This window comes from Pseudomonas sp. 21LCFQ02 (genome assembly GCF_024129895.2).
Lineage (GTDB): Bacteria > Pseudomonadota > Gammaproteobacteria > Pseudomonadales > Pseudomonadaceae > Aquipseudomonas.
This window is the reverse complement of the sequence record NZ_CM178749.1, coordinates 3736941-3759651: the sequence shown is the minus strand read 5'-3', so window position 1 is coordinate 3759651 and position 22711 is coordinate 3736941. Positions and strand designations below refer to the sequence as shown.

The window sequence follows — 22711 nt, the reverse complement described above, 5'->3', positions numbered from 1 at the left end:
GTCAGTCCCAGAGCGCGATGGACGCGGCGGCAACCGCCGCAGGCATATCAGGCAACACGATCAACAGCCCGGCACGGAACGGTTGCGGCTCCCGCGCCAGACCTTCGTTCGCCGCCAGCACCGCTTCGACCGTGCCGCGTAGATGGCCATAGAAGTGGTTGCAGATGGTGTCGAGCATGTCACCATCAGACGTTCTGCATGTCGTCGCCATAGCGCGAGAACTCCAGGCTGAAACCTTGTTTGCGTGGCGCGCCGCCACTTAGCAGCGCGCTTTGTTCATCGTCAACGTTCAGCAGGCACCAATGGCCTAACACCAGACCATAGCCCGTGGTGAGCAGGAGTGGCTTCAGTTGCTCGCCGAAGCTACGCAACCGCTCAAGTTGCTTCAGCCCACCGCGCACGCCAGGGAAGATCGCACCCTTGATGCTCAGCTTTTCGGTACCGACCCCTACCGCCTGCTGGGCAGGTCGCCGCATCAGCCGCTCCTGCTCTGCCCAGCGATAAGGCGACGACCGCCGAAGCTCATCAAAAGCCGCGGTGTCGAGGTTGAAGTAGTACGGCTGGATACCGGACTTGGTGTCGAGGAACTGCATGATCATCAGGTGAGCATGCCCGCCAACGGTTTCCGGCGCCGGGGTCACTTTGGGGGCCATGGCCGCCGTCGGCAGCACGACCTCCATCTTAGTGCCTGGCTTTGTGACAAGCTTGTCGACCGCCGCAACCGCACGGGCACGCTGCTCTTCCAGCTTACCGATCCCATCTTGCACCTGCGTCAGCCCGGTAGCGGCCTTGTTGTAGGTCGACACCACATTGTTGATCGTCGACTGCGCGGCACTGATCGCGCCGGTCACCCGCTGCAGCTTCTGACCGATCAGTCCCCCAACGAACGGGAGACTTTCAAGGTCGTCAGCCGCAGACGAGATCGAGCTGATCGCACCAGCCACTGGGCTGACCATGCCGGCCAGGTTCTTGCGCCCAGCTTCGCCCGCCTCGACCATGTACTTCAGCCCACTCTGGAGCTTGTCTACATACTCCATTTAACCTCCTTGCACATGGGCTTCGTCGTACATGCTGCTGCGCCCGGCCTGCCTGGCGACATCACGCATCATTTGCTCCAACCGAGGCATGAGCTTGTCGAGGATGCTGTCTGGATCCTTGGCATCCCCCTGAACCACAAGACTGACGCTTGGAGAGAGCTGGACATTCTGCTGCTGAACAGGCGCCGGGGTAGCGGCAGCAGCCGGCGCAGGCTGGGTGACAGCCACCAACGGTGTAGTCGTACCGCTCGATCTTTCAAAGGAGCGCGCAACATCACCTAGCGCCGGAACAGCAGGCGCTCCAGGCACCGGCGACGCTGCTGCACCAGCGGCCTCTGGCTCATCACCGCCGAACCACTTTTTGCCAGCCCATCCGCCCAGTCCTTCACCGCCCATTCCGCCGAGAAACGCGCCTATAGCACCACCAACAACCGTACCGATCACCGGTACAACCGACCCGATAGCCGCACCCGCCGCTGCACCGGCCATAGTTCCGGCCAGTCCACCGGCCGCAGAACCATACCCCTCGGCTTTTTCATCCTGGGTCTCAGCGTTTTGGAATGTGTCAAAGGCTTTGGTCCCGGCCTCAATCAAAGATCCAGCCGGTATTGCCTTGCCAAGCGCACCGAGACCCGTGGCAACGCCGCCAAGTCGAGCCATAGCACCCACTCGCGGTGGTGGGGCAGGCGGCGCTGGAGGAGGTGGAGGGGCCGGCGGCCGAGCTGGTGGCCGTCCTGCACCACCAGCATCGGCGTTGTTACCACCATTAGCGCCACGGCGGCGCCGACGTCTGCGTCGTGAACCAGCAGCACCGCCATTTCCCGCCGATCCAGCACCCGCACCAGCGGCACCGCCAGCGATATCCGAGGCGTTCACAACGAAGACCTCCTGCGGATCGCTGTCACCACCCTCCCCGCCTTCATCCTCTTTGCCACCCGAGAACGCTTCGAATACTTTGAAGCCAGCATCAATCAGTGACTCGCCCGGCTTGGCCGCGTCACCCTCAGCACCGTCGTTGGCAGCATTCAGCGCCTTTCCTTTATAGGCACTGATCCCGGCAGTCATCAGCCCCTTGAGCGCGTCAGCTTTACCGGGCTTGTCATCGCCGTCGTCCTTGTCAGCCTTCTTGTCCTTGCTATCGCCATCATCAGCGTCACCACCGTCGCCATAGCCACGTTTCAGCAGGGCACTCCTGCCCAGGCTGAGCAATCCCTTGCCCATCTTTACCGTACTCAGAACAGACAGCACGGTGGCAACAGCAGTACCAGCACCGACAAGGCCAAGCGCCAAGCCAGGCGTCTCATCACTGACCGCCGTGATGGCATGAGCGACCTTGGTCAACGACGTGGCCACAACATCTGTCACGGGGCGCAATGCATCGCCAATACTGCGCATCGCATCGTTCATCGCCTGGCCCGTCTCTGCCCAGCGCTGCGCTGACGTCTCTCGACGCTCAGCCAGGTTCTTGTCCAGAATGCCCGCCGCACCGCTGGCATCCTTCTTCTGCTGCTCATACAGTTTTTTGTTCTGCATGTAGCCAGTAAGCGCAGCCTTCACTTGCATGTCAGCAAACAAGTCGCCAGTGCGCAGCGCACCTTCCAAGGCAACGATCATCTTTTCGGCTTTCTTCGGATCAGTTTCCTTACTGATGCCGGCCATGGCCTCGGCCATCTGCTTGGCTTTCTTTGGGTCCGTTGCTTCGACGTACTTCTGCGCCAATGCAAAAGACGTCTCAAGGGTGGACTTACCCTTCTGCAAGCCCGTACTCATGGACTTCTGATAGTCGATGCCAGCGTCCTTATAAGCCTTGACGACATCGCCAGAACCGATCTTGCCGATCCAGTTTTTCAAGTTGTTCGCCGCTTCATCCGACGACCCGGCCGTCTTCATCTGCACCTGAAGCATCGCGCCGAGCTGCGTGACGGCATCGGTGCCCGTGATCCCCATGTTGCCCATCTGCGCGAGCAGGTCAGGAAACCACTTGGCCATGTCCGACGCCTCGAACGATCCGGCTTGGCCAAGGTAGGCAATCGCCTCCAGGGCTTTTTGCATTTCCGCAGGATCAGTGATCTTCGCGTTCTGACCGAGAGCGTTGATCATCTTGGCCGTATCGACACCGCCAGCGCCTTGACCCACCACGAATTTCGAAGCAACCGGCACATACTCCAGCGCCTGCTTCAAATCCATACCGGCGCCGACCAAGGAGTTCAGAACATCGGCCACATCATTGCGAGCGAGCCCGGTGTCCTTCGACGTGTCGATGATGGTGCGAGACATCTGATGCTCTTCGGGCTTGTTAGCGATACCAGCCTTGATCGCGATATCCCTGATAATTGCCCCGTATTCTGCAGAGACTTTGGTTGTTGCAGCCGCCACCCCAACGGTAGCGGCCCCTACCATACCGGCTTGGGCGAACCCAGCCTTGCCCTGCTGCAGTTGTTCCTTGCCGGCGGCCTTCAATTCCAGCGCACGCGCCTGACGGCCTGCATCCATGTACGCTTTACCGAGGTTACGCACCTCCACGCCCTGCTTACGCAGCACAGTGAGATTGCGTTCCAACCTACCCCGAAGGCCATCAGCCCCAGCGGCGCCAGCGAGGTGCGCTTGCCGCCACTCTTGTTGCAAGCGCCGGGTTTCACCAATCATGGACTGCAGAGCGCGCGGCTTGGATTTGATGCCATCCAGCCGCTTGATCTTGCCCTCAACGTCCTTGAACGCGGCACCCAGCGAAGGGCTGACCGCGCCGCCCAGCACCAGGCCGACTTTCATTTCGCTCGCCATGCGCCCACCTCAAGGCGAGGCGATTCATTCGATGAACCACCAGGCCATTTCAAACAGAGTCATCTCTTCGATTTCGGTACGCGTGAACCCAGTCTCCCGAGCCAGGCGCCGAGCGGCTTTTTCTAGCAGCCCGTAATCAAAGCCCGTCGTCCGTGTGAAGGCGAAAATAGCCTTGCTGCAAGCGGCCGTAGTCCTTGATATCCAGCTTTTCCAGATCTTCCACCGGAACCTGTGACATGCTGGAAAACAGCATCAGTTCCTCGGCTTCCTCATCTTTAGGGTGTGCCGCTCGGCAGACACGTACCACCTTGATGCTCGGCGACACCATGCGAATACGGTCGGTCTTCACACCGCTGAGGTCACGCGGGTGACGCAATCGGATCGTGACGCTGTCGTGGTCAATGGTCATCCAGTCGGGGATATTCGCTGCTTCGTAGCTCATGTTTTTTCCTTAAATGCCCAGGTGCTCGCGCACAACCGCCAGTTGATCCACGCCATCGATGATTCGGATGCAGTTGAGAATGTCGATCTCGTACATCACCGCATTGTCGATTTCGAGCTTGTAGTAGTTGAGGTTGGCCGCGTACTTGAACTCGGCTTTCTCGCCGGACTTCCAGTCACCAAAGTCCACTTCGGTGATCATCCCGCGCGTGGTGACGATGACCCCAACGCGCTCGGTACCGGCCTTGAACGAACCACGCCACACCGCTTCAAGCGAAGAGCCGCTGGCCAGGCCGTAGATCTTCAGCGCGTCCTTGCGAATACCAGTCATGGTCCAGCTCAGGTCGAGCTTGTTCATGCCCTGATCCATGTCGATGGGGGCATCCATGCCACCGTTACGCACCTCTTCGGTTTTCAGGGTCAGCTTCGGCAGGGTGAACGACGGCACGTCGCCAGCGAAGCTGATACCGCCGATAAAGGCGTTGATGTTGTACAGCGTCTGAGGAGCCAACATAGGTAAACGCCCTCCTTAAGAGCGAGTGTCCAGAACTTCGGTAATCCACTGGTTCGTGACGTCGACCAGGAACGTGGGGTTTTCGGCAGGCGGGGTATCGGTGAAGCGGACTTGCCAGTAGATCTTGCCCTGCTCCAACTGGGTAGCCGTGGTCAACTCAAGGTCCGGGTAGACCTCGAAGTTGATCAGGGCGCCCTTGGCCTTCAAGTCACGCAAGAAACCAGACACAGTCTCGGTGACGCTCTTCACGAAGCCGCGACTGATCGGCATGTCCACGAACGGCTTCATGCCGTACAGCAACGCGGCCATGACCATGTCCCGAGTCCGAACCTTGGTAACGAACGCCCACTTCGAATCGGAAGACAGCGTGCGGTTGCCCCACAGGCGGTAGCCGTCGTCACGAATAATGGTGGCGATATTCGCCCGGTTGAGCAGGTTCGCCCGGCAGGTAGGGTCGCCGTCGAGGAACTCGACAGGCCGCGTGGTACCGGTGATACCGGCGAACTCTTTGTTCGATGGCGAGGCCCAGAAGCCATACTCAGCATCGGTCCAGGCGAACATACCCGCCACGAACGCCGACGCTGGATGGTCGACCGTGGCATTCAGCGCGGTGTCCCACATCTGCACCCCAGGATCGACCATAAAGAGCCGCTTACTGCCGAACAGATCGGCGTAGGCCAATGCGGCTTCGTCGGTCGCGCCAGGCCCATCGATGATCGCAATGGCCCCGAGCTTCTCAGCCAGTACATCCATTGCGGCCGCCACCGCATGCGTGGCCGAATGCTTCGGCGCCGCCAGCAATCGCGGCTGGGCGTTGAACTTGCTCTTGCCGTCGAGCAGCGCCTGCAGGCCTGTGCGCGTACCATCGGCCTTCACGCCACCGATGATCGCAGAGGTGAGCGCAGCCGCGTCAGCGAGCTTGGCCACACCCACGCCAACGATCATCGCCTTGGCTTTCAGGAGCACCGCTTGGGCGGCCCGGGTGATCGCAGAAGTTTCACCCCAGGCAGCAATCGCTTCGCGCTCGGTGGTCACCATCACGGCGACATCCGGCAAAGCCAGGCCGACGCCTGGCGTGAAAGTATCGACCAGGCCGATGATCGAAGATGACGGTGTTGCGATAGTTCGGGCGCCGCTGTTCACGGCCGTCACAGTGACGCCATGGAAGAAGTCAGTGCTATTCGCCATAAAGGCATTCTCCAGAAACGAAAAACCCGCAGTGCGGGCCGGTAGGGTTTTGAGTGAAGGCGGTAATCAGGTCAGCGGTTTACCGCGATCAGGCTCGATGCTCAGCTCACAGTGATTGCGCTCGAACAGGTCGAGGAACCTGCACAACACGCAGCCCCAGCGCTTGCCACGTCTCGCGGCCTTGCCAGCCCTGGAGCTGATCGTCTCGTCTTCATGGCCGCCGAAGGCCACATTTGCTAGCTGGTCGAATGACACGGCAAGGCGCCAGGCTCGGGCGCTGCTGCAGATGACTGCAATCAGCATCCAACTCAGGCCAACACCCGCCGCCAGCGCACACAGCAGAAGCAACAGCAGGCCGAGCCCAACGCGCCACGCCCATCCAAACAGCAGAAGAACGGCGGCTACCATGAAATGGCACTCACAGCCTCAAGGGTTTCAGCGGCGTCCAGCTCATCTTCGAGCCGCTGCCGCTTGCCGATGATCACCCCAGAGAACTCAGCGTAAGCCAAAGCTTTCTGCTGCACCCGGCCTGCAAGTTCGGCAACCGCTACACCTCGCGCCTCGGCAATAGCCGTCAGCAACGGCGCCTGTGCCGGTGGATCGAGCTGCAAGCCGGCGGCCTCAGCAACTTGCTGCGGCCAGCTCTGTAGTTCGGCCGGCGGATACGCGCTGGACAGCTCGCCCAATGCACGCTCACAGGCCGCATTCAGATCGATCAGCTTGGCGACCTTTGCGGCGGCCAGCTTGCCAGACTCCGGTGCTGGGTATTCGACTTCACCCAGAAACATCGCCGCCGCCTGGTCACACGCTGGAATCTCGGGCGGCTGGCCCGGCAACACCACAGCAACAAACAGGCCGTTGTCGCGGTATTCCTTCGGCACCTCCCACACTCGGGCAACGGCATCGGCCTGAATCGCAGGCACCGCAATTACCCGGCCGTCATCGACGGTCAGTTTTCCATTCTCGATTTTCAAGACAAGCACCTTTGAATGTGGAAATACTAAATCTTTGCCAAACGGCTAGTGATATCGCTGGCAGAGAAGTTTGACTCAAAGAAAACAGTCAAAGCGAAAAGACCCGCGGCCGTTGTAGAGTTAACACTGCCACCGTGGTACGCAATCGCATTAGGCCTAATATTAGTATCATCACCATAAGTACCATTTGCTTTATTGCTGTCTGTAGCAGACCCCACGAACACATCCTGAAGATCGTAACCGACGCCGGAAGCATCAGACATAGTTACCGTGTATCCGTAACTTGGTGCAAATTGCCCTGTACTTACAAAACCTTTATTACCGTTCCGATCCCAGATCAAAATTTCGCTCGTCGAAGACGTCTTCAATCCGTCAACAAGCTGGTAAGCATTCCCCCACAGACCAGTCAGGCCCCTCCATGACGCCTTGGCATTCAACGGCCCGTCAACGACCTCCATTTGCCCACCTGAAACATTACCTGGGGCAATAAGTGCCTGCACATCAGGGCCGCCAAACTCTACAAGTGCGAGCGTCTGGATAGCCGAGAGCTGATAGATCGACCAGATAGAAAACCCGGTAATTCCCGATACATTTCGGTTTTCAGCTCGTGTCTTTAAAACATCAGCATTCATCTGAATGGCCGATGTCGCCCCAGCCTTTGAACCGAGCTTAGTCCCTTCTACAGTGGCCTGATACTTACCAACCCAGAACTGAGAAATATTCTGCTCAGCACTTTTGAATGCTGGATGTAATGTAAAACCGGCAGCAGGCTGATCGGACACCCAAATTGCCTTTTTCCCAGAGTTTGGACCAGAAAGGATAACCCCTCGCTTTACATAGAAAGCAGGAACACGAATCATCGACTGTCCGTCAATCACCTGCTCTTGAATTGCTCCGTAAATAGCATGCGAGCTAAAAAACGATGCGTCTGTAACCTTTGCAGCGCCGACCTCGTCAACCCTCGCCCAGCTTCCCGCACCACCACCCTGACTCAGCAAGGCTAAGCCGATAATGTTCGCGAACTGAGCCTTGGTCGTAATCTTTATTTCTGGCCCCCACTCGCCAAAGCCGCGGTTCGTGCCTTCCTGACGCGCACGCATGTAATACGACAAACCCGCCTTGAGCTTACCCGCCGGAACAACCTGACTCAGCTTGTTGACCGTATCCGCGCCACTGTCGTGCACCGGCGCGGCATAAGTGCCCTCTGCCGAACGAATCTGCACTTGGCTGGACCTGTGCGTGTCAGCGCCACCGATAACCGAGAAGGCCGACAGCGTGACAGTGGGCTGTTCAGGCACGTCCGTGGAATTGGCGACCGGGCCGGTGATCGTGGGAGGAGCCACATACACGAACGATGCAGCCGTGGAAAAGCTCGACACTGTCGACCATTCAGACCACAGCCCCGCAACGTCCTGCACACGGCCGCGCCAGTAGTACATTGTCCCGGCTGCCAGCACACCTGCTGCCGGGGTATAAGACAGGCCAGCCGCCAGCGCGCCGGAATCATGCTGAACCACCGCAAACGCGGCCGACGTCGCGAGCTGAAACTGGACCGCTGCCTGGGCATTACCGGCTGGGGTCGAGTAAGACGCCAGCGCGAGCGCCGGGCGCTCCATGACGTTTACCGCCGCATTGACAGGCGACGTCGTTACCGGCGTGTTCGGGCGCTGCTCCGGGTTAATGAAGCCGCCCAGCCCCGTCGCCTGACCCAGCGCCACGATGTGGGCAATAGTCATGCCCTCGCCTTCAACGCTTAGCCGCAACCAGCCATCACCGCGCATCGGCAGGATGTACTCATAATCCGCAAGGCCCGCAGGAACGTCAGCGGTGCGGCGGGTAGACCAGCCGCACTCCTTCCAGTCGGGCTGGTAGCCGTCGCGGTAGTACAGACGGGCCAAGCCCGAGTTCAGCGTTCGGCGAATCACCACAGCGCCACCGGATTGGTCGGTGCCGATGTTGATCGAGCGCGAAAGGTAGATATCGCCTGGCAGTGCCAATGCCTTACTGGCTGCCTGCACGTCGAAGCTGCAACGGCTCAGAGTCGCGGTTGCGCCCCAGTCGCGAGTCAGGTTCGCAGCCAAACGAATACGGCTGCCCGACAGGATCGTTTTGACCTGCACCAGCGCGGACACCTGCGCCGCCTTGTCGCTCAAGACATAGAAGTCACCGGCGCGCAGGTTCTCAGTGCTGGTAACGTCGACCGAGTCATCGCCGTTGACGCCCTGAATGACCGCCAAGGCGGCCATGTCGATCAGCGTATAACCATTGGCGAACATCTCGAAGCGCACGTTGTTGCCGCGATACAGCCAGTCCAAGGCGACGGCGCTTTGAACGGACACGGCGCTGGACGATTCGATGCCCGCCACGCGACTGTCCATATCAGTCATCCGCCCCCCCAGACTCTCGCTTAGGTCCAGAAAAGAACGACGCAAGAAAACGTCGTTATCGAGCAACGGCTGATGCACCTGGTTCCAGGTATCTGCATGGCTGGTACTATTTTCGTCCAGCTTCGGCAGCTGTTCACTGAACACGGGGTTATCGCTGGGATTCAGCGGCATAGCTCACCTCAGTAAGTAAATGTGATGTCGATTTCCATGGTGCTGCCCTGCTCCAGCTCTTTGGGCTTGAGCACTCGGCGCCCCATCAGCAGCCCCGAATCGGTGAACACAGCAACGCCGCGCACCACGCGATCGCCCGCCAATTCGCCGGTCAACAGGCCCACCGCTTTCAGGTTCGGACCGGTGACAGCGCCGTCGATGGGTACCCTCACAAATTCACCCGGCAGGGCTGTGTCCTGTTCGGGCGAATACGGAGCATCGCTTTCGCTGAATGCCATCCAGGCGGCCTTCGAAATGGCTCCGCCCGTAAGCGCTGCGGTCGCAACATGGTTGCGATATGCATGGGTAACAGGGGTTGTTTGCGGCGTACTCATGAAAGGTTCCTGTGTCGTGATGCCCGCGTTCCGAACCCGGACCACGCCATCGAACTGAATGCCTGGCCCACCACGCCGCCCTCCCAGCAGCCAGGTACCATCGAGGTGAGGGATAGCTAAACGGCTGAGCCGGTTGTCACCGAGCTTCAGCCCCTCGGACAGAGGCCACCCGCGCAGGAGCGGGTCATTGAGGTGCCAGCGTCCATCCAGCTTTCGCCATGAGTTGCCGAGCACTACAAGCGGCTCACTGAAGGAGCCGCCGATGTGCATGCCAAGGCTCATGCGGATGGTGGATCCGAACGAAAGATGGCCGCGATCTAGTGGCCGGCCAACAGGCTTTCGGCCATTCAAGACCCGCCCGTCAAGCGTCCACCCGCCATCCAGCCCCAAGGGGACGTACCCACCGTCGAGATTCCAGCAGCCGTCCAGCATCAGCCGCTCAACTGGCTTGAAGCGCTGGCAGCAGTTGAATGAGACGGTCAGCTTGGGTGAAGGCCCGGTCATGCTGATCCGCGAGTCAAACTGCAGAGCGACACCAGCGATCAGTCGAGCCAGATGGCTGCGCTCCGGGGCGAACGATTCAGCGACCATACGAATCTTGCGCTGATGCTCGCGGGTCCAGATGCCCACCGCAGCATTCAGCCGGATGGCATATTCCGCCCAATGGTTCAGGGCAACTCGGCGCACCAGTTGGCCTGTGACTGCAGTGCCCGGCGCATCGAGCGTGACCGCTCCATCGGTCTGCCAGGTCCCATCCAACACCCGGCCACCCGCCGCGATCCATTGCCGGTGGTATTCAGGCTGCTCGATCAGCTCCAGAACCGGATAACCGAAGGCTGCCAGCGCTGCCTTGATGGACCAAGGCGTGCCCCGCTTGCGGTGCCAGGTGATCGCATTGCGAATCAAGTCACGGCGCTGATCGTCGTCGGCAGCCAGCTCCCAGAAGTCCACCGACAGCGCCCACCCCAAGTAAGGCAGGAACTCCGGCGGGCACTGGTCGACGTCGTACAGCGTGCGAATGACATCCGGATCGATCTCACGGAACGCACCAGAATCCGCCACCGCCCGCTCGAAGACAGTCCTGTTCTTGGGGAGATAGACGCTAGCCATAGTCCACCACCGAGGTCAGCTTGATCGCCGTGCAGAACGGTGCAACCTGCACGCCGGCCGGGATGTCATCGGCCAGGCTGGACAGCTCGACATCGATAACACCCGAAACGCCCAGCGCAGCAATCAACATGCTGCGCCGCAGCGGCCGGTTAAGCCGCCGCGACGCCGTCGCGTAGGCTTCAGCAGCCACATGCGCCGCAGCAACTGCCGGCTCCGTTGCTGCACCGCTGGGGAAGTGCAAGGTTGCGATCAGTTCCCAGAGCACGACCTGCGCCGGCTCGACAAGGACCGTATCGCTCAGCGGCCGCACGTCCTCAGCGTTAAGCCGCTCACGCACAGCCGCTAGCACCTCATCGCCCGGCACACCCTGGCCAGATCGACTCAGCACCGTGACGCGCACGACACCCGGCTCTGGAGAATCGACCCAGACATCCAGTACGTCGTCATGCGCACTGAGCGCGTGATAGCGGTAGGCATTGCCAGGGCCGGCTGTGCTGAACCCGTAGGGAGCAAGACGCCCGCGCTCGCGGAATGCATCATTGGACTCACCGTCCAGCCGCTCAGCCCCTACCAGCGAGAGCACATGATCCAGGTCAGCACCATTCGCAGAAGCGAGCAGCACCGCCTTGGCCGCCGCGTTTACACGCGCACGCAGTGTGATCTTCTCGTAGGCCACGTCCTGCAGGAGCTTCATCACCGGGTCGGACTGAACGGTCGCAGTCCAGTCGTCACCCATCAGTACCCGGTACCGCTCCAGCACCGCGGCAAATTCCGTTTCGTAATCGATGGTCTCAATCACGTCAGGTACCGGAAGCTTTGAAAGATCGAGCTGATTCATGCATTCACCTCAATCACAGCCGAGTCACCCAGGTATTCGCCGGTCAAGGTCATCGTGATCTTGCCGTCCATCACGGCGGTGACCTGCACCCGTTCCAGCTTGATACGTGGCTCCCACCGGCCCAGCGCCCTGGCCACCTCAGCCTGTACCGAACTTTTCCAGCCTTCGGTAACCGGCAGGTCGACGAAGCGCCAGAGGCCGGAACCGTAGTCAGGCAGCATCCGGCGCTCGCCCAAGCGAGTCGTGAGGATGTCTTCGATGGACTGCCGGAGGTGGTCGATACCCGCGAGCGGCTTACCTGTTCGGCGATCCATTCCGATCATCAGGTCACTCCACGATGCGTTCGAGGTCAGGGTGTGCGTTCAGGAAAGCGAACTGTTCGTCACCAAAGGCACCGACCTGTCCACCGCGAACATCGAGGCCACGGCCATCAGGCATGATCAGCGTGCGCGACATGTAAGCCTTGTCACGAAACATGCGCATCGGCTCAAGCGGGGTAGCCGCTGGCAGGCTTGCCTCGACCGGCTCCAGAACGCCGACCTCGACGGCCTTGTCGATTTTCGTAGTCGTCATCAGTTTCTCCAGACAATAAAAAACCCGCAGAGCGCGGGTAGTGAATGGTTCGGTATCGCACGTCAGTGCTTGTGGTTATTGCTGTTACCGGCCGCGTCAATGATCGTCGATGCGCCAGTCACCGCATCCGTGACGTGCAGCGTCCCATCAATTTCGGTAGGCCCGACAAGCTTGATCGTCGGTGCCTCAAGGGTGATACCGGCATCAGCCACAGTGACCGTCGACCCGGCCACCTTGATGGTTACGGTGCCGGTCGGCAGATTGATGTCGTAGGTCTTTGCATTCCAGTCGTAGACGATCCGGCCCCCATCATCGAACTCCCAAACTTCCACATGATCGCGGTTATCTGGAGCGGTACCCGCATCACTGAACAGCCCCGGCACGAATGTGCCAGCACCAGGTACACCGCTCGGATTGAACAGCGTACCGCCCTCACCAACGGTCGGTGCCCGCCAGTGGCGGGCTTTACCAGCAGCTTGGCCATGCCACTTCACCCATGGAGATACCCAGCCATCCTGGCCGACCATCCGCACCTTGCCGGCATTGAGGTCGACGGCGCTGACCTTGCCCGACATGATCATCGCCGCGATCATCCGGTCATGCTCACCGACAACCGCCCGACTCACGGAAACACCCCAGCGATGTCTGCCGCATCGTCACCAGGCCCGAGGGTCAATGTGGCGGGAGGATTATCAGGCCAGGGCCACTCCTCCTCGCCCAGCTTGATGGGCTGGGTCCACTCCACGAGCCAGACGATGTAGCCGTCCAGTTCAGGCTTGGTCCAGTCTTGGACGGCCTGCACCAACTCCGCAGCATCTAGCCCGCTGCCCTGCCAGTACTGGCCATGCAGCAACACCGCCAACTGGGTTGCGATATGACAGGCTTGCTTCTCGGGTTCATGTACCTCGGAACCCACAACGCAGCGCGCCTCGAAGCGAGCCACTAAGGCAGTGCATCCTGTGCCGTCATCAATGCCAGGCTCAAACTCCGGCATTTCCAGCAGAACTGCCGGAAGCGGAATACTGGGCAACCCGGCCGGCCAGAACTCGACGAATTCCAAACCCGTGATCCGGTCGCGGATGACCTGCTCAATGATTGCGTACAGCGCGTTGAGTTCCAGCGGTTGCGGTTCGTCGTCACCCACGGCCCTTGCTCCTGTGCTTCTGCAGTTCAAAGTTCAGCTCTTGCTTGAGCAATTCAAGGAAGCGCTTCTCCGCTTGCTGGGTCCAGGAACGAAAGAGAGGCAGCACATCGTCCAGCTCGATCTTGGCCTTCGCCAACGGAAAGCGACTGTCGTTCTCAGAGATCCAGCCAGAGCTGGGACCACCAGCACCCGACACGTCGCTGGCCGGGTAGTCGTCAGCAGAGAAGTGCTTACTGCCCGTCCTGATCCAGATGTCAGGAGCGCCGCCATACACCTTCTTATAAAACGCCCCCGCGTAACGACGACGCCCTACCGAGACGCCAGTGCGGGTCTGTCGTGCCCGACCAGTGCGCGAGGCTTCCAAGGGGTTGAGGCCGAACCAGAGCTTGCCGCGCATGGTGCCGCCCCGAACCAGGTACGTACGCAGGCGTTGCCGCACGGCCTTCATGGCAATGCCTTCCTTCTGACCCACGGCCCGGGCGATGTGCGTGCGCAACCAGCCCAGGGTCTTGTTGATCGCTCGACGCTGCGCATTGGCGGCAGCCTTTGGCACCGCTGATACAAACGCAGAGAAGGCTTGCAGATCGGCCTTGGTGGCCTGAATGGTGATCTCCCCGGTCGAGGCCGAGGTGCGGAAATGCGATCCCACGCTCATGGTTTGATCCTCAGTACAAGGGTGACAAGACCATCCCCGCCAGGCTCGACGCCGATAACGGTGTACCGCCCACCCCCGTCTTTAACAGGCAAGTCGATCTCAACCGTCTGAGCCTTCTCGACCCCATCTGCATCATTCACCCGAATGACGAAAGAAGGCTCACGCAGTGCAGTGGGCTGTCGCCCTATACGCGGCTGCAGCCAGGGCACCGAAAACATTCCAGCGACGGGTCGACCCTCAATGGTGCCCGCATCGGAAAGCGTGTCGAAGACGGCCTCATCGATGTCAGCAATCAGATCACGGAATGCCATGGCTACAGCGTCAGGCGGATTTGGGCACGCGGCCGGGTGCACAGGTGCAACGGGTTGGACTGTGCTTCACCGGCAACGCCCTTACCGAACGGCAGGGTCTCCAACTTGCTGTAGTACGGGATGCCCAGGGTGTTGACCGTTTCCATGTAGTCGGCAGGCGCGAACGCCGAGATGTACAGGTCAGGTACACCTTCGGGCACCAGGCGGGCTTCGTCATCGTGCACGAACGAAACGCCCGCGACTTTGCCACGATAGCGCTCCCAGATCACGCCACCGAACTCGAAGCTCTCGCGGGCATCGCCACGCAGCTCAGCCGCCGCGATGGTCGCGATATAGGTTTCCTTGACGGACTTGTGACCGATCAGCTTGTTCCAGAAGTTCTTGCCACAGAACGCTCGCGAACCGGAACTGGTGACGTTCCCCAGCGCATCCTCTTGCATATCCAGCGCTTCACCGGTTCGAACCCGCACGTCGGTGGCCGGATCGTTGAGGTTCATCGGCAGAGTTTGTCGCTGAACGCCGAAGCGATCGTAGATGTTCAGCAGCACCGACTCACCGTCGGCATCCAGCACCACGCCGTTGAGCGCACCCATGCGTTGAAACTCATGGGTGGCATCGAGCTGACGGCGGGCCCTGGCCAGACGAGCATTGACCACATCCTGCACCGCCTGCAGTTCGGTCTGGCTGCCGAAGGCGCGGATGCTCTGAATCTCATCGGCCTTGATGGTGAAACGCTGCGGCAGGTGCACGGTGTTGAACGGGATCAGATCCCGTTTGCTGGCACCCACCACCAGACCGGAAGTGCCACGCTCACCCGCAGGCACCAGGGCCAGCGTGTCGCCGTCCTTTTCGATCTGTACGGTCAGGGTTTGAATACCCTGTTCTTGGAACAGGCCCAAGGCACCGATGCGCCCCGGCAGATACGGTTGCTCGTTGATCGCGACAGTCAGTGCCGGCACGCCGAACACCAGTTCTTCAAAAATGCTGATTTCAGCCATGGATCCTTCTCCAGAAACGCAAAACCCCGCAAAGGCGGGGCTGTAGGGAATTGATGAAACAGTAGCGAAAGGCGACGCTGGCCTTAACGAACGATGATGAACTGCTTGCCGAGCGCTTTCTCGCCGTCCAGATCCAGGCCAGTCAGGTGCGCTTCGCTGACTTCGGCCAGGCGTACCACCGCGCGGCCACGACGGACGATGTCGGAAGAGGCCAGGCCTGCGAACAGGATCGCTACCGCGACTTCGCTGCCGTCTTCGGCGGCGGGGCTGTAGGGCGCAAACTCGCCCGAGGCAGAGACCAGACCCAGGACCTGGCCGGCTGGAAGGGCTTCACCTGCCGCGACGTTGATGGCTTCACGGGAAATGCTGCCGGCACCTTCGGACAGGAGAAACTCGCCGGGATGGATCGATTCTTTGATGGTGGTCATGCTGGTCAACCTCGGTTGGATTGTTGATTGCCGGGCTGTGCCGCCCGGCGCGCCGCGTAGATGCTGTGCACGTCAGGCTGTTTCGCCTGAGGCTTGGTAGCTGGGTCATCTTCGATAGGCAGGCTGCTGTCGATCTCAATGCCCTTGCCTGAGCCGACGACCTTCTCGAACAGCCGCGCCCGGACTGCGGTAGTGTCCAGCCCTGCCGTTACATACTCGGCGGCCAACTCCGGCAGCCGTGCGGCAACGCAGAGGTTGTGCACTTCCTTGGCCTGGGTCAGTGCTGCTTTGACCACCGCTTCGCTGGCCAGCTTGGTATTGCTGATGATCGGATCAACCAGATTGCTGATGCCCGCATCACGGCAGGTCTGAGTCACCAACAGAGCCAGCACCGGGGAGGTTTCAGGCTCGGCTGGCTTATCCGGCCCACTGGGCTCAGCGGGCTCGCTCAAAGACTTGGGCGTGTTGCGAAAGCGCTTCATGGCCTGGCCCTGCCCGAGACAGGCTTTGACCTCAACACCACTGCCAACCTCGTCTGCGAGCCCGAGCGCCTTGGCCTCATTGGCCGTGAGCCAGGTTTCGGCGTCGATCAGCCGCCGCAGTTCAGCCTCATCGATATTGGGCGCCTTGGCCTTATAGGCCGCGACGATGGCCTCCAGGGTCTGGTCGAGCACACCTGCTACGTGGCGCAGGTCATCGGCATCCCCTGCCGCCCAGGTCCATGGGTTGTGAATCATCATCATGGCGTTGGCAGTCATCACAACCTTGTGCGCGCCGCACACCGCCACGCTTGCAGCACTAGCAGCAAGCGCATCAACGCGGCCGACGCCACGCTCACCCAGTCGCGCCAAGGCGTTGTGGATGGCCAGGCCTTCGAACAGGTCGCCGCCTGGGCTGTTGAACGCGACAATGACCTCAGACAGGCCATCGTCAACAGCCCGCAGGTCCTGCACGAACTGGTTGGCTGTGACGCCCCACCCGCCGATCTCGCCGTAGACAAAGACCTCGATGGGCTGGCCAGCCTCGGTCGAGGCTTGGATCTGATACCAGTGCTCAGCGTTGACCTGCACCTTCTTTCCGGCGTTGTTGTACAACACCGGAGCGACCGCTTTACTCATGGGATTTCCTCGGGTTCTGGTTGCTCGGTGACGAGCGTTGAGTATTGAAGGCCCAGCGCTTTGGCGCGGGCGACGTCCGCCGCGTTCTCGTCGTCGACGGTTTCAGCGTCGTAGCCGGTGCGCAGTACCATTTCGCTACGCGATGCAAAGCCTGCGTTGACCTCCATCATCCGCGCCTGAACGTCCTGCACCGGGTTGATGTAGGCCCAACCCTGCGGAATCCAACGAGTGCGCAAGTACTCACGACGCCGCTGCGCGTAATCGGGCAGGTCAAGCGCACCGGAAAGCACGGCCATATCCATCCAGGCCGCTCGCACGGGGCGACACAGCTGATGGACATACACACCGAATTGCAGCTGTTCCAGACGCCGCCGGAACTCGGTGAGCACCACACGCATGACCCGGTCGTTAACGCCGCGCATGTCGCCTGTAAGCAGTTCGTAAGGGATACCGGCCCCAGCCGCAGCGGCCATCAATTGCTGCCGCATGAAGTCGGGGTAGTTGTTTCCGGCATCCGGCGGAGTGGAGAACTCCACCTCTTCACCGGCCGCCAGCTCCTGCATCGTGCCAGGCTCCAGCGCCACCATTGGCGTGAAGCCATCACCATCGAGGTTCAGTGGCGCGCCGGTGATCGGGTCGCGCGGCGCTGGCCCCATGTCGGGTGCGGGCCGTTTGATGAATCCGGCGAACAGGTTCGCCACCTCTTGCCGAAACAGCACTGCGTCGTCGTAGTTGTCCAGGCTGCGCAGTCGCTTCAGCACCGGCGCCAAGCGCGGGAGCCCACGCAACTGGCCGGGCTCCTGGGGTTCGAAGATGTGCAGCACCTGCGCAGCCGGCACCCGCACCACTTGGTTGTAACCGCCGTTGAGCGAGGACGCATCGCGAGGGTGCGAGCGGTACATCCAGTAAGCCACGCGCTTGCCGACGCCATTGAACTCGATACCGGCCTTAATCACATTGCCCGACCGGGCGATCTCGAACTTGTCGTGCGGCACAAACTCAGGGGCCAGCACCTGCAGTTGCAGCGGCACCGCGTAACCGTCGCTGAGCAGCCGTGGCCGCAGGCGAACAAAGCATTCGCCTGAGGATTCGACCGTCTTGGCCACCAGCGCCTGGAGGCCGTAGAAATCGCTGCGGTCATCCGCGTCGGCTTCGTCGACCCAGTCAGCCCACAGCACCTGCTGGGCCTTGCGTTGTTCGGAGTCAGCAATCAGCGGCCTGGGCGTGATCCCCGTGCCGATCAGGTTGCTGACACGACGATCAATGACGTTGAAGGCATAGGGATCATTGCGCAGTGCAGCGCGCGAGCGGGCCCGCAGGTTGCTCAGCGCCGGCATCAGCAAGCTGTTGATACCGTGATCAGGCGCGTCCCAGTTCGCCGAGCGGCGCCCTTCTCCGGCACCTTCGTAGCTGGCCTTGATGTTCGACGGCAGCAGGAACCCTTGGCGGGTCAGCGTTGGGTAGCGCGCCATCAGATCCCCCTGCCGCCATGCTGCAGGCGAAACGCACGTGGACGCGCCGGCCCACTGCTGGCAAGGGAACTGCGAATCTCTTCGCGGGCCCTGAGCAGGTCATCGACGTCGCGATATTCGACAGTACGGTCAGCGTAGCGAACGACTTTTTCGCCGCGAGCAATCGCCGCCTCGACTGCCTCAAGGTGCTTGGTGGTAAAGGACATGTCAGCGCCTCTTCAGGTAGCCGCTTCGCGTGGTACGTCGCGGTGGGGGGATGGTTGTCGCCGGTTTGGCTACCGGCGCAGCCGCCACAGCTTCGGCGGGTGCCGCCGCTAGGCCGGGCTGGGGGGATTGCGTAACCGTTGTGACTGGCGCGGCGGGTTCGTCGAACAGGCCGGCTTGAGCCAGCGCGCCGCGCACTCGGGTCCAGTCCGACTCGTTGTAGCGGTTGATGCCCAAGTAGTGGGCCATGGCCAGGTTGTACACCATCAGGTCCAGCGCTTCGTTGCGCTCGGCCTTGCCCTTGACCCACTCGACGCGCTTGTGACCGCGCACGTAGCGAGCGATCTTGCGCTCGGCCACACACTGGGCAAAGAACTCGTCTGGCAAGTCATTGGCAAAGTGCAGCGCGCCTGGGCCTTCCTCGAACGGATAGCGGTTGTAGATCCAGTCCTTGGCCGTGTCGGTACCGACGAACCAGAGCTCAGCACCGCTTTTTTCGGTCTGGCCCTTCCAGGTCACATCGACCATGGACGGCCGCTGGGCGATCACCGGGCGACCCGGCTTGCTCGCCCCCTTGAGCGCGAAGACGTTGCGCCAGCGACGTACGCGACAGAAGTGGTACACCTCATCAGTGTGGTGACCACCACTGTCAACGCCCGTGGCCAGGATGCCCAAGCTGACACCGCAAGGGTGCCGGTACTTGGCTTTCAAGCGCTCATCCAGCGCCGCCCAGGTGCGCTCGTCTGCCGGATCGCCAGAGATCACCTGGAAGTCCACCACCCAGCGCTCCATCCCGACGCCCCAGCCCATGACCATGAACTCCAAGCGGTTGGCCTGAACGTCCACGGACCCGGTGAGCATGAGCACACCAGCCGGCATTGAGCCCAACCCATAGGTCTCCAGCCGGGCGCGCTTCATCAGCACCTCTGCTTTGGTCTGCTCGATGGCACTGTCCCAGACCTTGGCTAGCCGGGTGTTGTAAAACACCTGCATGGGCTCAGTGTCGCCCTGAGCCAACTTCTTCTTGGCACGCTCATATTGCTTAACGAGCGAGTCCCAATCCTGCCAACCCAGCGGCGCATACAGTGCATTGAGGGTGAAGCCCACGGTTTCACCGTCACCGACGGCATGCGCCCGCCACTCACCACGTGCCAGCATCTCGTTCTTCTGATGCTCTTCGATCAGCACGTCACAGGCTGCGTTTGCACACTGGTAATGCACGAGGCTGGAGCCTGGGCTGTAGATCAGCCGCTCCCACTCCAGCGTCTGCATGTGCCCACAAGTCGGGCATGGCACGTAGTAGTGCCGCTGGTCGCTGGTGTCGAACAGGTCAGCGATGCGGCTCGCGCCCTTGATCGTCGGGCTGCTAGAAAAGTAGAACTTGGCCCGGCGCCCGAACGTCGAGCCGCGCGCTTCGGCTAGCTCGATGGGGTCGCCCTCCTCCCCGACGTCCACGTCCCAACGGTCAACCTCATCGCCGTAGATGTAGCGGGCAGAGAGTTCAGACAGATTGGCCGCAGAGCCAGCGGTGGTGATGTACAGCGAGCCACCCTGAAACTCTTTGGTGTCCAGGGTGTTGCGGGTGTCTCGGGAGCGGGTGCCAGCGACCCGCTCTTTCAGCTCAGGCACCACCTCGATAGTCTTGCTGATCCGCGACGAAACCCGTTTAGCCAGGCCCAGGCTGGGCAACAGCGTAAGGATGTTCGACGGCACCATGTGGATCAGACCACCGATCCAGTTAAGCGCGATCTGGGTCTTCATGAGCTGGGAGGCCACCATGGTGATGACCCGCTTGCAGGGGTGCGCCGGCGATAGGCAGCGCATGGGTTCTTGCGCGTAGGGCGTCCGCGCGGTGCGGTACTTCCCAGGCTCGGCAGCACCAGTGTCCCGAGGGATCCGCATGAAGTCGTCAGCCCATTGATCAACCCACAGATCAGGGTCGGGCTTCAAGCCTCGGAAATACTCCTCACGGTACACCTTTGCACCATCAGGTATTTCCGTTTGCATAAGGTTAGTCCGACGTGGTCAGTGATTTGTTGAGGTCAGCGGTGGCCAGGCGCTCAGTGTCATCGAGCACTCGCCGCAATGCCGTCGTCAGGTTGCGCTCGATCTCCCACGGATCGGTCAGCGAGGCGAGCTCGCCGGCAATCTGTGCAGGCAGGCCCAGCAGGGCATCACGCAACATGCGGCCTGCATCAAAGGCAGCCATTCGAACCGTGCTGGCCTCGACCAAGGCGCCCTGCACTTTCAGGAACTCGGTCTCGGCCAACTGCGCCAGGTAATACTCGCGGTGAGCCCGCGCACGCTGGAAATCTGCCCCCTGCCCCCCGGCAACCTGGAGAGCAGGAAGGGCCGGCGACGTGTCGGCCAGCGGTGCAACATGGTCCCTGACACCGCGTTGAATCCGTTCATCTTCGTGCCTGGCGGCAACAGCGGCCTTGCTGGGGTCGGCGGACTGAGCCAAGAGAGCCTCTGTGGCCTCCAACTCGACCTTGCCGTCAGGCGTCAGCACCAGCCGATCCTGACTGGCCAGCTTTGAGACGTAGGACTTGCTCCAGCCCCGGCGCGCCGCGAACTCCGACTTACTCATAACAGTCATGGATTTGCTCCAGTTCACCGGGTAAACCTGAATCTGTTCACCTGTTAACTCCAGTTCACTAAGCTGGTGAACCCTTCGCTAACGCTTTCCCGCGAGTTCCCGTACCCGTACCACCCAGAAACCGCCAGGGTCCCCCCGGTTTTTCGGGACGGGCCGGCCATCACTGGCCAGTTTCTCCGCCACTTGGCTGAATTGGAGGGATGCCCAACCGGCGGGCAGCCCAGCGTTCGTAGAGAACGATGGCCACATCCGCACCGGCCAGCGAGGTGAGACAGCCGATGGCCCCGGCAGTCCAGATCGATACCCCCGCCGCATAGAGCAACATCAGCGCGGCAAGTCCGCAGACAACACAAGCACCGGAACGCAACGCGAGTCGACGAACCAATGCCCAGCCTCGTGCACCGTCCTTGTCAGCACGCCACATCTCACCAGACACACCGCCCACTAGGGCAAGAACAATCACCAACCAAATCGGCATCTCTGCCAGAGCCTGCTGTTCGTCAGTCATGGCGACCTCATGGAATGCTGGAAAAAGAAAACCCCGCCGAGTGGCAGGGTTTTTAATGCCTGGGTGACCAAACTCAGGCGATGGCTACTTCACTTCACAACCAGCGTTCCAAAGCGGATTTCGCAGATAGTGGCGACTTTGTACCCGTGTTCGGAAAAACCGAAAAGGGTCATTTAACGGTTGGATCGAGTTGTGCATCAGTTGTGCATCACTTGTACCCGAGTTGTGCATTTCACTCAGACGAACGGTCATGACCGGTCGCCGAAAGCTTGAGCTGTAGCCGGCCAGCAGCGCGTCGATTCGGCCCGTTGCGCAGCACCAGAAACGCAAGCACCTCTTGATGCAGGGCAGTTACCCAGTTGCGCAAGGTCCGATCTTGGCCCTCGGCGATACCCACCTCTTGCATTTGCTGACGCTGGGTCATGCGATGTAGGTAACGGCTGCGTGCCAGTTGAGCAAGTCGCGGCCCGCGAGACTTTGCAGGCCGACGCTCCAGTTCGGCTATGGCCGCCTCAATTTCACTGGCGATGTGGTCAATCCCGGTTCCACTCTTGAGGATCCGCGAACCAGGTGTACCGCTTGGCGGCAGACCCTTCCATTCCATGATCGAACCCATCTGGCTACCTACGCCAGAACCTTGGCCGAGCCGGTTGCGCTGCTCTCCCCAATGCTGCATCAGTCCCTCAATCTCAGCATTCATGACCTGCCCCCCCCCAGCATATCCCAACCCAACACACAAACAGCCCAACCCAACACACTCCCTACACACTTAAAACCTAATAAATTCAATGAATTAACCAATATTGTGCAGGGTGTGTAGGGTGTGCAGGCTTTTTGGGGTTCGCATGGAGATTTTTTTGCAGGCTGATTTGCCGGATAAATTTCG

At 60.7% G+C, this 22711-nt stretch carries 26 protein-coding genes; all 26 read right to left on the bottom strand.

All coding sequences use genetic code 11. The annotated features are described in order from the left end of the window. Position 1: 1 nt before the first annotated feature. The 26 genes from NJC40_RS16980 to NJC40_RS16855 all read right to left on the bottom strand — a co-directional run bounded on the left by NJC40_RS16980 (position 2) and on the right by NJC40_RS16855 (position 22525). On the bottom strand, positions 2-211 hold the full coding sequence (locus tag NJC40_RS16980; protein WP_253140396.1) for a tail protein X: 210 nt from the start codon (positions 209-211) through the stop codon (positions 2-4). Further along, entirely contained in the window at positions 186-1037 is an 852-nt protein-coding gene (locus NJC40_RS16975; protein ID WP_253140395.1) for a phage tail protein, read from the bottom strand. The genes NJC40_RS16980 and NJC40_RS16975 overlap by 26 nt, the downstream gene beginning before the upstream one ends. Continuing rightward, positions 1038-3818, bottom strand: coding sequence for a phage tail tape measure protein (locus NJC40_RS16970; RefSeq protein ID WP_253140394.1), 2781 nt, complete (start codon positions 3816-3818; stop codon positions 1038-1040). A gap of 136 nt (positions 3819-3954) precedes the next feature. Continuing rightward, positions 3955-4260 carry a phage tail assembly protein gene (locus NJC40_RS16965; protein ID WP_253140393.1) on the bottom strand — a complete coding sequence of 102 codons (306 nt, stop codon included), beginning with the start codon at positions 4258-4260 and terminating at the stop codon, positions 3955-3957. Between the two features lie 9 nt (positions 4261-4269). Then, positions 4270-4770 carry a phage major tail tube protein gene (locus NJC40_RS16960; protein ID WP_253140513.1) on the bottom strand — a complete coding sequence of 167 codons (501 nt, stop codon included), beginning with the start codon at positions 4768-4770 and terminating at the stop codon, positions 4270-4272. Positions 4771-4788: 18 nt separating this feature from the next. Continuing rightward, positions 4789-5961, bottom strand: coding sequence for a phage tail sheath subtilisin-like domain-containing protein (locus tag NJC40_RS16955; RefSeq protein WP_253140392.1), 1173 nt, complete (start codon positions 5959-5961; stop codon positions 4789-4791). A gap of 66 nt (positions 5962-6027) precedes the next feature. Next, on the bottom strand, positions 6028-6369 hold the full coding sequence (locus tag NJC40_RS16950) for a hypothetical protein (RefSeq protein ID WP_253140391.1): 342 nt from the start codon (positions 6367-6369) through the stop codon (positions 6028-6030). Then, on the bottom strand, positions 6363-6935 hold the full coding sequence (locus tag NJC40_RS16945) for an HI_1402-related protein (protein WP_253140390.1): 573 nt from the start codon (positions 6933-6935) through the stop codon (positions 6363-6365). Before NJC40_RS16945 ends, NJC40_RS16950 begins: the two co-directional genes overlap by 7 nt. 26 nt (positions 6936-6961) lie before the next feature. Beyond that, complete coding sequence (locus NJC40_RS16940) at positions 6962-9493, bottom strand: glycoside hydrolase family 78 protein (protein WP_253140389.1); 2532 nt, start codon at positions 9491-9493, stop codon at positions 6962-6964. 8 nt (positions 9494-9501) lie between these two features. Further along, entirely contained in the window at positions 9502-10977 is a 1476-nt protein-coding gene (locus NJC40_RS16935; protein WP_253140388.1) for a phage tail protein I, read from the bottom strand. Then, positions 10970-11776 (bottom strand): baseplate assembly protein, encoded by an 807-nt coding sequence (locus NJC40_RS16930; protein ID WP_492180356.1) that lies wholly within the window; start codon positions 11774-11776, stop codon positions 10970-10972. Before NJC40_RS16930 ends, NJC40_RS16935 begins: the two co-directional genes overlap by 8 nt. Positions 11777-11811: 35 nt before the next feature. Then, positions 11812-12138, bottom strand: coding sequence for a GPW/gp25 family protein (locus NJC40_RS16925; protein WP_253140386.1), 327 nt, complete (start codon positions 12136-12138; stop codon positions 11812-11814). A gap of 4 nt (positions 12139-12142) precedes the next feature. Continuing rightward, positions 12143-12388 carry a hypothetical protein gene (locus NJC40_RS16920; RefSeq protein WP_253140385.1) on the bottom strand — a complete coding sequence of 82 codons (246 nt, stop codon included), beginning with the start codon at positions 12386-12388 and terminating at the stop codon, positions 12143-12145. Between the two features lie 62 nt (positions 12389-12450). Continuing rightward, positions 12451-12981, bottom strand: coding sequence for a phage baseplate assembly protein V (locus tag NJC40_RS16915; protein ID WP_253140512.1), 531 nt, complete (start codon positions 12979-12981; stop codon positions 12451-12453). Between the two features lie 29 nt (positions 12982-13010). Then, positions 13011-13532, bottom strand: a complete 522-nt coding sequence (locus tag NJC40_RS16910) for a hypothetical protein (protein ID WP_253140384.1) — start codon at positions 13530-13532, stop codon at positions 13011-13013. After that, positions 13525-14187 (bottom strand): phage tail protein, encoded by a 663-nt coding sequence (locus NJC40_RS16905; RefSeq protein ID WP_253140383.1) that lies wholly within the window; start codon positions 14185-14187, stop codon positions 13525-13527. Before NJC40_RS16905 ends, NJC40_RS16910 begins: the two co-directional genes overlap by 8 nt. Then, positions 14184-14498 carry a head-tail joining protein gene (locus NJC40_RS16900; protein ID WP_253140382.1) on the bottom strand — a complete coding sequence of 105 codons (315 nt, stop codon included), beginning with the start codon at positions 14496-14498 and terminating at the stop codon, positions 14184-14186. Before NJC40_RS16900 ends, NJC40_RS16905 begins: the two co-directional genes overlap by 4 nt. A gap of 2 nt (positions 14499-14500) precedes the next feature. Further along, positions 14501-15496 (bottom strand): major capsid protein, encoded by a 996-nt coding sequence (locus tag NJC40_RS16895; protein WP_253140381.1) that lies wholly within the window; start codon positions 15494-15496, stop codon positions 14501-14503. Between the two features lie 83 nt (positions 15497-15579). Next, positions 15580-15924: a head decoration protein gene (locus NJC40_RS16890; RefSeq protein ID WP_253140380.1), complete on the bottom strand. Its 345-nt coding sequence runs from the start codon at positions 15922-15924 to the stop codon at positions 15580-15582. Between the two features lie 5 nt (positions 15925-15929). Beyond that, a complete protein-coding gene (locus tag NJC40_RS16885) occupies positions 15930-17042 on the bottom strand; it encodes a head maturation protease, ClpP-related (protein ID WP_253140379.1) in 1113 nt (370 codons plus the stop codon). Beyond that, a complete protein-coding gene (locus tag NJC40_RS16880; RefSeq protein WP_253140378.1) occupies positions 17039-18514 on the bottom strand; it encodes a phage portal protein in 1476 nt (491 codons plus the stop codon). Before NJC40_RS16880 ends, NJC40_RS16885 begins: the two co-directional genes overlap by 4 nt. After that, a complete protein-coding gene (locus NJC40_RS16875) occupies positions 18514-18720 on the bottom strand; it encodes a phage head-tail joining protein (RefSeq protein ID WP_253140377.1) in 207 nt (68 codons plus the stop codon). The genes NJC40_RS16880 and NJC40_RS16875 overlap by 1 nt, the downstream gene beginning before the upstream one ends. Position 18721: 1 nt before the next feature. After that, positions 18722-20725 (bottom strand): phage terminase large subunit family protein, encoded by a 2004-nt coding sequence (locus NJC40_RS16870; protein WP_253140376.1) that lies wholly within the window; start codon positions 20723-20725, stop codon positions 18722-18724. 4 nt (positions 20726-20729) lie between these two features. Beyond that, the gene (locus NJC40_RS16865; RefSeq protein ID WP_253140375.1) at positions 20730-21317 is read right to left on the bottom strand and encodes a terminase small subunit; all 588 of its coding nucleotides are present in this window, start codon (positions 21315-21317) and stop codon (positions 20730-20732) included. 160 nt (positions 21318-21477) lie between these two features. After that, a complete protein-coding gene (locus NJC40_RS16860) occupies positions 21478-21825 on the bottom strand; it encodes a phage holin family protein (protein ID WP_253140374.1) in 348 nt (115 codons plus the stop codon). Positions 21826-22057: 232 nt separating this feature from the next. Then, on the bottom strand, positions 22058-22525 hold the full coding sequence (locus tag NJC40_RS16855; RefSeq protein WP_253140373.1) for a hypothetical protein: 468 nt from the start codon (positions 22523-22525) through the stop codon (positions 22058-22060). Between the last annotated feature and the right edge of the window lie 186 nt (positions 22526-22711).